This window comes from Collinsella sp. An268 (assembly GCF_002159765.1).
GTDB lineage: Bacteria > Actinomycetota > Coriobacteriia > Coriobacteriales > Coriobacteriaceae > Coprousia.
The window spans coordinates 41,463-55,658 of record NZ_NFJH01000007.1; the positions used below are offsets into that span (position 1 = coordinate 41,463).

The 14,196-nt window shown below is 60.4% G+C and carries 13 protein-coding genes; all 13 read left to right on the forward strand.

Annotated features, from left to right (window positions below):
* Positions 1-52 precede the first annotated feature (52 nt).
* The 13 genes from B5F70_RS10760 (at position 53) to B5F70_RS06815 (ending at position 13,865) form a co-directional block, all read left to right on the forward strand.
* Positions 53-460: a hypothetical protein gene (locus B5F70_RS10760; RefSeq protein ID WP_087204814.1), complete on the forward strand. Its 408-nt coding sequence runs from the start codon at positions 53-55 to the stop codon at positions 458-460.
* A gap of 97 nt (positions 461-557) precedes the next feature.
* Complete coding sequence (locus tag B5F70_RS06760; protein WP_087204815.1) at positions 558-1,487, forward strand: type I phosphomannose isomerase catalytic subunit; 930 nt, start codon at positions 558-560, stop codon at positions 1,485-1,487.
* 513 nt (positions 1,488-2,000) lie between these two features.
* Positions 2,001-2,240, forward strand: coding sequence for a FeoA family protein (locus B5F70_RS06765; protein WP_239463222.1), 240 nt, complete (start codon positions 2,001-2,003; stop codon positions 2,238-2,240).
* Positions 2,241-2,302: 62 nt separating this feature from the next.
* On the forward strand, positions 2,303-2,524 hold the full coding sequence (locus tag B5F70_RS06770; RefSeq protein ID WP_087204816.1) for a FeoA family protein: 222 nt from the start codon (positions 2,303-2,305) through the stop codon (positions 2,522-2,524).
* Between the two features lie 147 nt (positions 2,525-2,671).
* Positions 2,672-4,903 (forward strand): ferrous iron transport protein B, encoded by a 2,232-nt coding sequence (feoB, locus tag B5F70_RS06775; RefSeq protein ID WP_087204817.1) that lies wholly within the window; start codon positions 2,672-2,674, stop codon positions 4,901-4,903.
* Between the two features lie 224 nt (positions 4,904-5,127).
* On the forward strand, positions 5,128-5,334 hold the full coding sequence (locus B5F70_RS06780; RefSeq protein WP_087204818.1) for a hypothetical protein: 207 nt from the start codon (positions 5,128-5,130) through the stop codon (positions 5,332-5,334).
* A gap of 262 nt (positions 5,335-5,596) precedes the next feature.
* Positions 5,597-6,937: a glutamine synthetase family protein gene (locus tag B5F70_RS06785; RefSeq protein WP_087204819.1), complete on the forward strand. Its 1,341-nt coding sequence runs from the start codon at positions 5,597-5,599 to the stop codon at positions 6,935-6,937.
* 117 nt (positions 6,938-7,054) lie between these two features.
* Positions 7,055-7,717: a winged-helix domain-containing protein gene (locus B5F70_RS06790; RefSeq protein ID WP_087204820.1), complete on the forward strand. Its 663-nt coding sequence runs from the start codon at positions 7,055-7,057 to the stop codon at positions 7,715-7,717.
* Position 7,718: 1 nt separating this feature from the next.
* A complete protein-coding gene (locus tag B5F70_RS06795) occupies positions 7,719-8,702 on the forward strand; it encodes a LacI family DNA-binding transcriptional regulator (protein ID WP_087204821.1) in 984 nt (327 codons plus the stop codon).
* 256 nt (positions 8,703-8,958) lie between these two features.
* The gene (locus B5F70_RS06800) at positions 8,959-10,362 is read left to right on the forward strand and encodes a PTS transporter subunit EIIC (protein WP_087204822.1); all 1,404 of its coding nucleotides are present in this window, start codon (positions 8,959-8,961) and stop codon (positions 10,360-10,362) included.
* Between the two features lie 7 nt (positions 10,363-10,369).
* The gene (locus tag B5F70_RS06805; RefSeq protein ID WP_087204823.1) at positions 10,370-11,257 is read left to right on the forward strand and encodes an alpha/beta hydrolase; all 888 of its coding nucleotides are present in this window, start codon (positions 10,370-10,372) and stop codon (positions 11,255-11,257) included.
* Positions 11,254-12,141, forward strand: coding sequence for an alpha/beta hydrolase (locus B5F70_RS06810; RefSeq protein WP_087204824.1), 888 nt, complete (start codon positions 11,254-11,256; stop codon positions 12,139-12,141). The genes B5F70_RS06805 and B5F70_RS06810 overlap by 4 nt, the downstream gene beginning before the upstream one ends.
* Positions 12,142-12,464: 323 nt before the next feature.
* Positions 12,465-13,865 (forward strand): trypsin-like peptidase domain-containing protein, encoded by a 1,401-nt coding sequence (locus B5F70_RS06815; RefSeq protein ID WP_087204825.1) that lies wholly within the window; start codon positions 12,465-12,467, stop codon positions 13,863-13,865.
* Positions 13,866-14,196: the final 331 nt, after the last annotated feature.

Below are 14,196 nucleotides of genomic sequence, written 5' to 3' on the forward strand. Positions count from 1 at the left end.
ACCTCCGCGGCTGTGCAGATGGGGAAGCCAGATTCAACAGTTAAGAGCAATCATGGCTAATCAGAAGGGGCGGGCGTTCCTCGACAAATTTGCCGAGATCTCTGCCAGGGTGGGCAACCAGGTCCACCTGAGGACGCTGTGCGACTCGTTCGCGGCCATCATGCCGCTGTACATCCTCGCCGGCATCGCCGTCCTCATCAACAACGTCGTCTTTGCCTGCATCTGGGGCGAGACGGGCTTCATGCCCAACGCCGAGATCCTCGCCAACGCGCAGGAGGGGATAGTCGATGGGCGCGTGGCCTTTGTCGATGCGTATCCGGCGCTGCTGGATGCCGCGGGCTCCCCGCTGGCGACACTCTACCGCCCGGGCGACGGCCTGCACATCAACGATGCTGGCTACGACCGCGTAACCGCCGTGCTCGAATCGAAGCTGCGCGCGTTGCTCGCGGCCGCCGATTAGTTGTAGACCCCCAGGGGCATAGGGCACTAACCGGGGTATGCTGACTACCGTAGGGGCGGCACCCGCCGGTGCCGCCTGAGACCGAGAAAGGGTTGCCATGGATTCCATCATCACGCTCGAGCCCGTCTTCAAGAACATGCTGTGGGGCGGGCGCAAGCTCGAGACCGAGTTCGGTTACGACATCCCCGAGGGGCAGGTGGGCGAGTGCTGGGCCATCTCGGCGCACCCCAACGGCGACTGCACCATCGCGAGCGGGGCATACGCCGGCCATACCCTCTCGTGGCTTTGGGCCGAGCACCGCGAGCTCTTCGGCAACGCCGAGGGCGATCGGTTCCCGCTGCTCATCAAGATTATCGATGCGGCTGACGACCTCTCCATCCAGGTGCATCCCGATGACGCCTACGCCGCGGAGCACGAGGACGGGTCGCTCGGTAAGAAGGAATGCTGGTACGTGCTCTCCGCCGAGCCGGGCGGCACGATCATCGTGGGGCAGCGCGCCCGCTCGCGCGAGGAGTTTGCCCAGATGGTTGAGGCAGGCCGCTGGGATGAGCTCGTGTACGAGATTCCCGTGCATGCGGGCGATTTCTTCCAGATCGATGCGGGCACCGTCCACGCTATCAAGGGCGGCACCGTCATCCTGGAGACGCAGCAGTCGAGCGACATCACCTATCGCGTGTACGATTTCGATCGCAAGCAGGCAGATGGCAGCCTCCGCGAGCTCCATCTCGATAAGGCGCTCGATGTCATTAACTACGGCGCCGAGCTGCCGGCATCCGGTGAGGTCGCCGCTTCGGAGGGCCCGCTCACCACGCTCGAGCAAAATGAGTGCTACACCGTGGTGCGCGCTACCGTTGCCGGAGAGCTCGCCGTGCCGGTCTCCTATCCCTTCACCTGCGTGAGCGTCATCGAGGGCGAGGGCACGCTCTGCGGCGAACCGGTGCGCAAGGGCTCTAACCTGCTGGCGCTCTCCGCCTGCAGGGAGCTGGTGTTTGCGGGCGACATGCAGGTGATCATCTCGCATCCGTAAGGGTTGCGCTGCGACCCGCACAGCAAGGTGGCAGGCACGCGGCGCGGCGGCGTTGAGCCTCCGCGCCGTTTCTTGTGCGCAGAAGCGAGCATACGCGTCACTTACAGAAAAAATAACCCCCCTTGACCAAAAAAGCGCTTCAAATAGCGATTGGACGCGGCAATGAGCCGCTCTGACGGGTTCGAACGGTCGGGCTGTGCCATGGTAGAAGCGCGTTTCCTGCGGAAACGCCAGCTCGGGCGGAGTCGTATGCTGTTCAGGCGTCCGGATCGGCCGTCAATCGAGGGGCGAATCGTTATTTCGATACACTTTTTGTCCACGGGGGTATCCATCTCCCCATCGGTTCGGTCATGATTCCTTTTTGTTACCTATGGCTAATTTGTGCTTCACATGACAGCTTCGCCGTGGTAGTTTACTGAGGTGAACAAACACGTGAGCGCGTGCCCCTGCATGGGCAGCGCCTGCGTGCTTGGCTTGACGGTCGGGATGACGAGCGCAAAGAAGGTGATAGTAATGGCAGCAGGTCCCACGATGCCGGCAATGCCGCTCTCGTTGGTGCGTGCTGGCGAGACGGTCACCGTTGCGCGCGTGCGGGGCAACGAGGATATGAAGCACCACCTCGGGAACCTCGGGTTTGTCGAGGGATCAGAGGTCCATGTGGTCTCTGCCAGCGGCGGCAATATCATCGTGACCGTCAAGGGCGCGCGCTTTGGCCTTGACGCCAAAGTGGCGCAGCACGTCATGACCGTGTAGCCTCTTGCGTCAGCGTTTGCGCTTTGGCGGGGCAGGTAGATGAGGTTGAAAGGGGGAAACCAATGAAGACGATGGGAGACGTGGCAATCGGCGACTCCGCGACGATTGTCAAGCTTCATGGCGACGGTGCGCTGCGCCGCCACCTCATGGACCTGGGTCTTATCAAGGGGACGCAGTTCAAGGTGGTCAAGGTGGCGCCGCTTGGCGATCCGATCCAGATCACCGTGCGCGGATACGAGCTCTCCATCCGCAAGGAGGAGGCCGCTATCGTCGAGGTGCAGTAGGGCCTCTTTTTTTACCGGTAGAGTTAGGCGTGTCTAACAATTGATACTGCAGAGGCATCATTTGTTAGACAAGGCAAATTTCCTCGCGCCCACGCGGTGCGCCGCCCAGCTCAGAACATTCGTTTCAAAGCCAAGGAAGAAGGACACATGGCAGCTTCAGAGCTTCATGTCGCGTTGGCGGGTAACCCCAACTGCGGAAAAACAACCCTCTTCAACCTGATCACCGGCCAAAACGGCTACGTGGGCAACTGGCCCGGCGTGACGGTTGAGAAGAAGGAGGCGCGCCTCTCGAGCGACAAGAGCGTCATCGTGACGGACCTCCCCGGCATCTACTCGCTTTCCCCGTACAGCCCCGAGGAGCGCGTGAGCCGCGACTATCTGATGAGCGGCGAGCCCGACGTCGTCGTCCAGCTGATCGACGCCACCAATCTCGAGCGCAACCTCTATCTCGCGCTCCAGGTCATCGAGACGGGCCTGCCCGTTGTCGTGGCACTCAACATGGCCGACCTCGTGGAGAAAAACGGCGACAAGATCGACACCCGGGCCCTCTCCCGTCGGCTCGGCTGCCCGGTGCTCATGGTCTCCGCCCTTAAGAACAAGGGCATCGACGAGCTCTTCGCCGAGGTCAAGCGTGCTGCGGGCAACAAGGGTAAGGTTGCCGAGCACAAGTTTGACTCCGCCATCGAGGAGGTGCTCGACAAGATCGAGGCGCTCCTGCCGGGCTCTGTTCCTGCAGAGAAGCGCCGCTACTGGGCCGTCAAGCTCTTCGAGCGCGACGCGGACGCCCAGAGGCTCGTCAATCTCACCAAAGATGCGTCCGCGGCGGTCGAGCGCCTCATCGCGCAGTGCGAGCAGGACTGCGACGACGACGCCGAGTCCATCATTACCGGTGAGCGCTACGCCGTCATCGCGCACATCATGGACGAGTGCGTAAAAAAGGCGCCGTCGCGCATGTCGACCTCCGAGAAGATCGACCGGATCGTGACGAACCGCATCCTGGGTCTTCCCATCTTCATCCTCATCATGTGGGCGGTGTACAGCATCGCCACCGGTGCGGACGCCTTCGGCACCGCGGGCACCGATTGGGTGAACGACAACCTCTTTGGCGAGGGTTTCGAGCTCTTCGGCATGGCGTTCCCCTCTATTCCGGGCGCCATCGAGGGCTGGCTCGTCTCCCTCGGGGCGAGCGATCTTGTCCAGAGCCTCATCTTGGACGGCGTCGTTGCGGGCGTGGGCGCGGTGCTCGGCTTCATTCCGCAGATGTTCGTGCTTTTCGTGTTGCTCTCCTTCCTCGAGGACTGCGGCTATATGGCGCGCGTCGCCTTTGTGATGGACCGCGTGTTCCGTCGCTTCGGCCTCTCCGGCAAGTCGTTCATCCCCATGCTCGTCGCCACCGGCTGCGGCGTGCCCGGCGTGCTCGCCACCAAGACCATCGAGAACGAGAAGGACCGCCGTATGACGGTCATGACCACGACGTTCATCCCCTGCGGCGCCAAGTTGCCCATCATCGCGCTGCTCATGGGCGCGCTGGTGGACGATGCCGAGGCGAACTGGATCAGCCCGCTCTTCTACTTCCTCGGCGTCCTCGCGGTCATCGTCTCGGGCGTCATGCTCAAGAAGACCAAGCTCTTCGCCGGCCGCCCGACCCCGTTTGTCATGGAGCTCCCGAGCTACCACTTCCCTTCGGTCCGCTCGTGGGCGCTGCACGTGTGGGAGCGCGTCTCCGCCTACATCAAGAAGGCCTTCACGATCATCTTCGCGTCGACCGTGGTGGTGTGGTTCCTCACCAACTTCGGCGTGTTCGAGGGCGCCTTCGGCTTCCTTCCCGCCATGGAGGGCATCCCGGAGGAGTTCACCGACTACTCTGTGCTCGCCATGCTCGGTGGCGCCATCGCCTTCATCTTCAACCCGCTTGGCTTTGACACCTGGCAGGCGACGGCTATGTCCATCACGGGCCTCGTTGCCAAGGAGAACGTCGTCGCGACGGCGAGCTCGCTGCTCCACATCGCCGACGGCACCGAGACCGACCCGAACCTCTGGGCTGCGTTTGCCGGCATGTTCCCCACGGTGGGCGCCATCGCGGCCTTTGGCGCGTTCAATCTGCTCTGCGCCCCGTGCTTCGCGGCCATGGGCACGATCCGCGCCCAGATGAACTCCGCCAAGTGGACCGCTATCGCCATCGGGTACGAGTGCGGTTTCGCATGGGTCGTCGGTCTTATCATCAACCAGTTCTACCTGGCTGCTACCGGCGTGTTCAGCTTCTGGACCATCGTTGCCGTGCTGTTTGCGGCCGCAATTCTCTTCCAGCTCTTCCGTCCTATGCCCAAGTACGCTTGGACCGACGAGCATGACGATGCAATGGCACCGGCTGCTGCGTAGCGCGAGCGCGCGGTGATGCGCTCCGGCTCACCAATGGATTGTCGAGGCGGCGGGTGCCCTGGGGTGCCCGCCGTCTTCCTGTTGCGGGTGGGGCGGGGCGTCGGTGCGCTAGACGGCGGGGGAGCCCCTGACGGGTCGTCGGTGTTTTTGCCGACGTTCGGCAATGTCGCTGACGGAGGTCTCGTAAACGGGTAAAGTTAGCAATAGCAAACTAAGGAGGGGCTATGTCTCTTGCAGATATCGTCATACTGGCTCTGGTTGCCGCGGCCTTTGCGGCGGTGTGCGTGCGCATCTGGCGCAAGGGCACGTGCGCAGACTGTGCAGATGCCGACGCGTGTACCGGGCACTGCTCTTCGGCGCAGAAAAAAAGCTGCCCCGCCTGTAAGGGTGTGGATGCCATCGCCGACGAGCTGGGCCGCGGTGTGAGGTAGCGGTCCTCCGCTGGTATGTAGTTATACTCACGAGTGTAATACTCGTGAGTATACATAGTGCCGCGTAGGGTCCGTTGCGTTGCCGACGCCAACGAGCTCTATCGCGAGCGGTAGCCTGCGGATGGAGTGCGCGTCCCGTCCGCGCCGCACGTTGGGCGCATGGGCATCCTAGGTGAGAAACGCCGCCGTAACAAACATATGAGAGAGTTAACCAGTTCTGTGACATGCCGGAAGGTGCCGGCTGCGGGGCGAAAGGATTCCCATGGACCAGCAGCAGTACATCGACTTCGTTCTGCGTACCGTTGAGGAGCGTGACATCCGCTTCATCCGCCTGTGGTTCTGCGACGTGCTCGGACGCCTCAAGAGCTTCGCCATCGCGCCCGAGGATCTCGAGGCTGCCTTTGAGGAGGGTATCGGGTTCGACGGCTCCGCCATCGAGGGCTTCACGCCCAAAGAAGAGGCCGACATGCTCGCCTTCCCCGATCCGTCGACCTTCCAGGTGCTGCCCTGGCGTCCCAAGCACGATGGCGCGGCGCGCATGTTCTGCGACATCTGCACCCCCGACCGCCAGTTCTTTGCCGGCGACCCGCGCGAGGTGCTGCGCCGCATGTTCTATCGCGCCGAGGCGCGCGGCTATCTGCTTAACGTGGGCGCCGAGCTCGAGTATTACTACTTTCCCAACGACCATACGCCCGAGCCGCTCGACGAGGTGGGGTATTTCGACCTCACGCCGGACGACTCGGCGCGCGACCTGCGTCGCGAGACCGTGCTCATGCTCGAGAAGATGAGCATTCCCGTCGAGTACACGTTCCACTCCTCCGGTCGCTCGCAGCACGGCATCTCGCTGCGCCACGCCGAGGCGCTGACGGCCTCAGATGCCATCACCACGGCCAAGCACGTCGTCCGTCTGGTGGCATATCAGGCGGGCATCCATGCGTCGTTTATGCCCAAGCCCATCAAGGGCGAGGCGGCGAGCGCCATGATGCTCCACCAGTCGCTCTTCGACCACGACGGCAACAACGTCTTCTGGGGTCCGGATGATCCGGTCTACCATCTATCGCCCATCGCTAAGAGCTACATGGCGGGCATCTTGGCCCATGCGCGCGAGATGGCGGCAATCACCAACCCCACCGTCAACTCCTACAAGCGCATCTTGGGCGACGAGGGCCCGACGCCCAAGGCGGCGACGTGGGGCCTGCGCAACCGCGCGGCGATGATCCGCGTGCCCATCTACAAGCCCGACAAGGAGCTCTCCACGCGCATCGAGCTGCGCTCGCCCGATCCGATGGCCAACCCCTATCTCGTCAACGCCGTTACCCTGGCGGCGGGCCTCGACGGCATCGAGCGCGGGCTCACGCTTCCGGCGGAGACCACGTCGGACGTACTCAGCATGTCGTCTGACGAGCTCGAGGCGGCGGGCATCGCGCCGTTGCCGCGCAATCTCGACGAGGCGCTCGACATCTTTGAGGAGTCCGCGTTCATGCGCGACGCGCTGGGCGAGCACATCCACACGTTCTTCTTGGCCAAGAAGCGTGACGAGTGGAATAAGTTCGCCTCGACGGTCACGGAGTGGGAGATTAAGCACTACCTGGCCAATTCGTAGCCTATCCTGTGGAGATTTGACCGGCGAGACGCGTTTTACGACATAAAAACAAGCGCTAAGCTCCGGTCGGAGACCCTGCCTGCGCTAGTATGAAATCCAAGTTTGAGGAGGTTGAGCATGGCGGAGAACAGCATCTTGTTTATGGCGCGCACGACGCGCTTCAACGACTTCGCCCGCACGCTCGCCGAGACCGGTGTCTACGAGGTGGTTCTTGCCACACCCGATTCGCCGCATGCCGTGCACGATTTCTGTCTGCTGCTGCTTGATGCCGATGGCGTGCGCAACGATCGCGTCGAGCAGATCGCCAAGTGGCTCGAGGACCGCGGCGGCATTCCCATGCTCGTGATCGCCGACGACGAGGCGCTCTCCTCGCTCAGGCTGCCGGCTCATTCGCATTCCGATTTCATCTGCCCCACGGCCACGCCTACCGAGCTTGCCGTGCGCGTGCAGCGCCTTGTGGGGCATGAGGAGACCTACGCGGCAGACGATGTGCTCCGCATCGACAACATGGTGGTTAACCTCGCAACCTACCAGGTGACGATCGATGACGAACCCGTCGACCTCACGCTGATGGAATACTCGCTCCTCTCGTTTTTGGCAACGCATCCCAACCGTGCCTACAGCCGCGAGGTGCTGCTCCATCGCGTGTGGGGCTTCGAGTATTGCGGCGGCACGCGCACCGTGGACGTGCATATCCGTCGCATCCGCTCCAAGGTGGGCCCGCAGATCGCGGCGCACATCACCACGGTTCGCGGCGTGGGGTACCTGTTTAAGGACTAAGATGGCGACTATACAGGACATCGCGGATGAGGTTGGCATCTCTAAGGCTGCCGTCTCCCGTATCCTCAACAACAAGGGATCGTTTAGCCAAGAGACGATACGCAAAGTTGAGCGAGCTGCCCGCCGCCTCAATTACGTTTCTGCTCACGCCCTGCGCGATGCTCTCGAGCGCGACGTCCGCCGTATCGCTGTGGTGCTTCCACCCAGTCATGCACCGTATTATGGGCTGCTCGCCACACAGATCGAACGTGTTGCGTTTGATTATCAATATGAAGTTGTGCTCTGCGGCTCCCTTTTTGACCGGGGAAACGAGGACCAGTTTTTCACGGAGCTTGCCAACCGCGGCGTAAGCGGCGTGTTCATGGCGACGTTCGTAAACAACGCATCGACCATTGTAGATCAAGGCATACCAGTGGTGACCCTCGGCTTCTCCTGTTCGCCAGATGTGTGTTCGGTGCGCTCGATGAACGTAACGGCGGGTAAGTTGGCGGCGCGGCACCTAGTGAGTCGTGGCTGCGAGCGGCTGCTGTATGCGACGCGTTTTCCCGACGGACTGAAATACGATGAGCGATGGCGTGGCTTCGAGGCTGAGGCCGCATCGGTGGGCGCGGTGGTATATCCCTATCAGTTTTCGACGCACGGTGCGTTTTGGCAAGAGAAAAACGTCATGACCCAAATGCTGCTCGACCACCCCGATGCGCAGGGCATATTTCTCGAGTCGTTCCGGCTTATGGCTTGTGCGTATCAGACGTTCTGCGAGCTTGGTTGCAATATTCCAGCCGACCTCAAGATGATCGGTCACGGCACGCCGGAGCTGGCGTCGTACAGCGGGATCGATTTCTCCTATATCCAAGAGAATATGCAGCAGATTGTGGATGAGGCGGTTGCGCTGCTGGTTGACATGATTGAGAACCCCGGTCAGCGCCGGGCCGCCTCAACGCAACTGCAGGTACCGGTTTCTCTGCATGTGGGAAGCACGAGTTAGTTGCCCAGCGGCTTCGCGCCTCTAAGTTGCTTAATAAGTAAACAAATTGCGTAAGAATATCAGCGTATGTAAATTGCGTTATGCTGGTAATTCGCTTACTTTGAGACCGTTTGCCGTCTGGAAGCGACCATTTGCAGATTTGTAGGAATTACTACAGATAAAATAGTTGACTAAATAAGTAAAACAGTTGAGTATCAAGTCACTTCGAATGCGCGTTTCGATAGTTCCAAGAGGATGCTGGTCTAAGGAGAGCGGTATGGCGAGTAAAGACTATGCGCAGCTGGCCAAGATGGTTGTGGAGTTGGTTGGCGGTAAGAATAACGTAGTCAAGGCGTTTCATTGCGTGACTCGATTGCGTTTCAACCTGCGTGATGAGACGAAGGCGGATGAAGAGGGGCTCAAGGCGACCGAGGGTGTGCTCGGAATTGCCCATGCCGGCGGGCAGTTTCAGGTTATCATCGGGCCGGATGTAGAGAATGTCTACAACGAGGTGGTGGAGGTGCTCGGGGTCAATCCAGAAATGGCCATTGAGGAGAATCTCGACGCTAAGAAACCCCTGACGCCTAAGGCGGTCGGCTCGGCAATCTTGGACGGTTTGACTGGAAGCTTGGTCCCTATTATTCCCGCCATCGTTGCGTGCGCCTTCTTTAAGATGTTGGCATCGCTGCTCGGCCCCGACATGTTCAACGTTATTTCGACGGAGAGCTCGCTTTATACCGTCTTTACGTTTGTAGGCGATGCGGGATTCTACTTCTTCCCGGTGCTTATTGGCTGGTCTGCGGCGAAGAAGTTCAACGTGATGCCCGTCTTGGGCATTTTGCTCGGGTGCATTATGATGCATCCAACGTTCGTCGGTATGGTCGACCAGCCATTCGATGTGTTTGGTATACCTTGCGATGTTCAGAATTACAGCTCTACGGTTCTTCCTATTATCGTATCCGTGTGGGTTATGTCCTACGTCGCGAAGTTCTTTGACAGGGTGCTGCCTTCGTCTATTCGCAGCGTGTTCTCGCCGGCTTTCACGATTCTCGTAATGCTCCCCATCACCCTGTGCATCGTGGGTCCGGCAGGTGCCTTCTTGGGCAATTACGTGGTTGCCCTGCTGCTCGGCATCGGAAATATAAGCGGAGTACTGGGAGTTGTCGTCATCGCCGCGCTGTATCCGTTCCTCGTGATGACCGGCATGCATATGGTGCTTATCGCTGCTATGTTTCAGATTTGGGCTGCACAAGGGTTTGATGGGTTAGCAAGCCCGGCTTGTGCTGTTGAGGCCTGCGCCATCATGGGTGTGTGCATCGGTGCAATGTTGCGCATTCGCAATCGCGAGCAGAAATCCCTTGCCGCGGAGTTTGCGGCGACGGCAGTCCTTGCCGGAACCTCAGAACCGTGTCTCTATGGCATCTGCATGCGCTATCGCCGTCCGTTTATTGGTCTCGTTGCCGGCAGTGCCATCGGCGCGCTCTATATCGGCATCACGGGCGCGTACTCGGCAACCATGATTCCCTCGACGAATTTCCTCACATTGCTGAACTTCGTTGGCGCTTCGAATGCGAACCTGATTAACGGTGTCATCGGCTGCGCTATCGGCTTGGTGGTCGCAGCTGCAATCACGTTTTTCTTTGGCTTTGCCAAAGACGATCCGGCACTGCAGAAGGAGTAGGTTATAGATGCTGTGCGAGCGAATCTCGCTGCAGACGGGTGGCGAGCTCATCACCTATGTGCAGGACTCCGAGATAGGACACGGGTCGTACCGGGAGAAGCCTGCGCTCATCATCTGTCCCGGGGGCGCGTATCTCATCTTGGCAACGCGAGAGGGCGAGCCAGTGGCCGTGGAGTTTATGGCGCATGGATTCCAGTGTTTTGTACTGCGGTATACCACGGGTATCGATCGCGTCCATCCCGAGCGGCCCTTTAACGACCGCACGCCGTATCCCGCGCAGGTGTTACAGCTGATGGAGGCACTCCATGTGGTGCGAATGCATGCTGCGGCGTGGCACGTGGATCCAAAGCAGGTGTATACGATGGGCTTCTCGGCAGGCGGACACGTGTGTGCGACTGAAGGTGCGCGCTATGCCGATCCCGCGTTGCTGCGGCAGCTCCCGTTTGCCGTGGAAGGCGATGAGCTAAAGCCGACAGGCGTTCTGCTGGGTTATCCGATGTTGCGCGCAAACGATGAAGCATGGCCAGCAAGTCAAGACGCTCGAGATAACACACACGCTATGTATCGCGCGCTATTGGGTACGGCGCATCCAACGAGTGACCAGGTGCGGGCGCTAGAAGTAAGGTCTTACGTGACGCCGGACGCGGCGCCCACGTTCATATGGGGAGCGGTCGATGACGAGGTGGTTGACTGGCACGGAGCGCTTGCGTACGTACGCGCCCTGGCGGATGCGGGCGTGTCTTGCGAGTATCATTTATTTAGTCGCGGAGGGCATGGGCAACCGCTCGATAACGTGCTAACGCTTAAAGATAACGAAAGAAGAGATGGCGGCCTTACGCTATGGATTGAGCTTGCTTTGCGGTGGCTGGCGGCACTGAGGGAGGGGGCACGGTGAACGAATCGGACGCGGCGGTGTTTGCCTATCGAGCTGAAAAAGCGGAGAAGTATGCATCTGTGCTTAAGGAAGAGCGGTTGCATGGCATCTATGTAAAGGACACAGTTCGTACAAAGACAGCCGGTTATGTCGACTTCTGCGTGTATCGCCCTGTTGAGGCGCCGCAAGGTAGGCTGCCAGTCGTTTTCAGCTTCCATGGCGGTGGGTTTGTTTTGGGTTTTTACGAAGCGGACGGCAAATATTGCCAACGCCTTGCGGACGCTACGGGTTGTGCTGTCGTAAATGTAGACTACCCATTGGCGCCGGAGTTCAAGTATCCCAAGCCCCCGCTGGCGACATATGAGGCTGTGGCTGGAATTGTGCGCCGAGCGGCTGAGTGGAACCTCGACCCCGATAGGGTGTTTGTACTGGGCCATAGTGCGGGCGGCTGCATCGCAGCGGATCTCTGCCTTCTTGACCGTGATCGTCAGGAGATTGGCATCTCAGGACAGATTCTGGATTACGCTCCGTTGCGCCAAACGGTTAGCGAGGAACACCGCAAGGTGCTGGACGCGAGCAAAGCGATTAAGCACGAGCGCGTCCTCCAGTATCTGGGCTGGTATTTTGAAAACAGTGCTCAACTTGATGAGCCCCTTGCGTCACCGGCGACGGCCGACTTGCACGACCTACCTGACACCTTGGTGATATCGGCGGAATATGATTCGCTGGCAGGTGAGGAGGAGGAATTTGCGCGGCGCGCGGCAGAGGCGGGCACTACGGTGACACGGGAGGTCTTTCTCGGTTGCCAGCACGGCTTTACACACGAGGAGTTTAAGGAACATCAACCTGTCCAAGCGGCGCGTGCTTGGGAGCTCATGGCTTCTTTTATTCGCGAGAGGTTGTAGCGTCAGGCTGCCCTCGGGCAGTCGGCGACGTTCGGGCGCGCCCAATCTCGGAGATTGGGCGCGCCGCTCTTTTGCGGACGGGCGCCGTGTGCGCGGCAATAGGGATGGCAAACATCGGGGGCCGTGCAACCGAACCGCCGACATACCCAGGAGTTGGCGGCCGGATGCTGCCGTGCAGGCATCCTATAGCTCCGTCCCGCCGCTGCTCAGTCGCCCCGTTTCGCTATCTTAAGAACCAATAAAAACTCGATTAGTCGGTGCTTATGGTAAGCGGGTAGGGTACAACGTAGCCGTACTTCACGTGTTGGAAAGGAAGCACAGCTATGGATTCCGAACACACCCCCGAGCGTCCCGAGGCGACGTCCACCGGTAACGGCCCCACGCCTCCGCGCATGTCTGTTGAACCCACCCCCGAGCCCGATCACACCGAGGGGACGGATAGCGCCGGCAAGACCGACTACATCCCCTTTGTCCCGTCGACGGCGACCGAGCGGCATACCGTCGTTAAGACCAAAACGAAGAAGCTCCCCGTCTTCTTGGCTTCGCTTGGCGGTCTCGTCGTGGGCGCGGTGCTCGTGATCGCGCTTGTCATGACGGGCGCCTTCCGCATCTCGGATACCGACGTGACGGCCGACGTGCCGACCACGCAGACTATCGATATCGACGCCGAGGATACGACGCTGGCCGAGGCCGTCGCCGCCAAGTGCCTGCCCTCGGTCGTCTCCATCTCAACCGAGACGCAGGAGGGCGGCGGTGTTGGCTCTGGTGCCATCATCGATGCGGACGGGAACATCCTCACCAACTACCATGTCATCGAGGGTGCGACTGCCATCTCGGTCACCGTTAACGACGAGACGAGCTACGAGGCCGAGGTCGTGGGCACCGACGAGTCGAGCGACCTTGCCGTCATACGTCTGGCGAACGCCGATGATGCGCAGCTCACGCCCATCGAGATCGGAGATTCCGACAACCTCACCGTCGGCGAGTGGGTCATGGCCATCGGCAGCCCGTTTGGCAACGAGCAGTCCGTCTCGACGGGCATCGTGAGCGCGCTCTATCGCTCGACCGCCATGCAGTCCTCCACGGGAACGTCGATTTACGCCAACATGATCCAGACGGACGCCGCCATCAACCCGGGTAACTCCGGCGGCGCGCTCGTCAACGCCGAGGGCCAGCTCATCGGCATCAACTCCATCATCGAAAGCTACTCGGGCTCCAGCTCGGGCGTGGGCTTCGCCATCCCCATCAACTACGCCATGCAGATCGCCAGCCAGATCATCGCCGGCGAGACGCCCGCGCACCCGTACCTCGGTGTGAGCGTGAGCTCCGTCAACGCCTTCACCGCACGGCGCGAGAACCTCTCCGTCTCCGAGGGCGCGCTCGTGTCCCAGGTGAACGAGGGGACGCCGGCGGCGGACGCGGGTCTTCAGGTGAACGACATCATCACCGCGGTCGACGGCGATGCGGTGACGTCTGCCGACGGCCTCATCATCGCGCTGCGCGAACATGCGGTGGGGGACACGGTGACGCTCACGGTCGTGCGCGGCAGCGACACGATGGAGGTCGACGTGACGCTCGGCTCCGATGCGGATCTTCAGACCGAGCAGCAGGATACGTCCTCGGGTAACGGTTCCACCATGACCGAAGAGGAGTTCCTACAGTATCTGGAGGAGCTCATGGGCGGTCGCTACGGCATGGGCGACCAGGGCGGCCAGATCGGCTAGCGATGCGCAGCAACACGAGGAAACGGTATCTACGCTATCCCGAAGGGAGTGTCTTGTCGTGGTAAGCGTCCACGTGACGCTTGGGAATAGAAATAAATAACCCCCTATGGACAAAAACGCCACCGCAATAATAAAGAACCCCCTGCAGAAGCCGTGTCTGTGCGGCCAAGCACTGCGAATCGGGCGCTGATCGGCATCATTTACCGGCGTCCTGGTCGCAAAGTGACTATATGGAGGTGGCTTCGAGCGGTATTTCTGGTAATTGCTAGGGGGTCATTTATTATTGCGATGCGGTTTTTGTCCATGGGGTGTCAATTAATTAGGCGAGATA

Coding starts and splice junctions, on each gene's coding strand:
- B5F70_RS10760 (WP_087204814.1), top strand. CDS start 53: ATGGCTAATCAGAAGGGGCGGGCGTTCCTCGACAAATTTGCCGAGATC.
- B5F70_RS06760 (WP_087204815.1), top strand. CDS start 558: ATGGATTCCATCATCACGCTCGAGCCCGTCTTCAAGAACATGCTGTGG.
- B5F70_RS06765 (WP_239463222.1), top strand. CDS start 2,001: ATGGCAGCAGGTCCCACGATGCCGGCAATGCCGCTCTCGTTGGTGCGT.
- B5F70_RS06770 (WP_087204816.1), top strand. CDS start 2,303: ATGAAGACGATGGGAGACGTGGCAATCGGCGACTCCGCGACGATTGTC.
- feoB (WP_087204817.1), top strand. CDS start 2,672: ATGGCAGCTTCAGAGCTTCATGTCGCGTTGGCGGGTAACCCCAACTGC.
- B5F70_RS06780 (WP_087204818.1), top strand. CDS start 5,128: ATGTCTCTTGCAGATATCGTCATACTGGCTCTGGTTGCCGCGGCCTTT.
- B5F70_RS06785 (WP_087204819.1), top strand. CDS start 5,597: ATGGACCAGCAGCAGTACATCGACTTCGTTCTGCGTACCGTTGAGGAG.
- B5F70_RS06790 (WP_087204820.1), top strand. CDS start 7,055: ATGGCGGAGAACAGCATCTTGTTTATGGCGCGCACGACGCGCTTCAAC.
- B5F70_RS06795 (WP_087204821.1), top strand. CDS start 7,719: ATGGCGACTATACAGGACATCGCGGATGAGGTTGGCATCTCTAAGGCT.
- B5F70_RS06800 (WP_087204822.1), top strand. CDS start 8,959: ATGGCGAGTAAAGACTATGCGCAGCTGGCCAAGATGGTTGTGGAGTTG.
- B5F70_RS06805 (WP_087204823.1), top strand. CDS start 10,370: ATGCTGTGCGAGCGAATCTCGCTGCAGACGGGTGGCGAGCTCATCACC.
- B5F70_RS06815 (WP_087204825.1), top strand. CDS start 12,465: ATGGATTCCGAACACACCCCCGAGCGTCCCGAGGCGACGTCCACCGGT.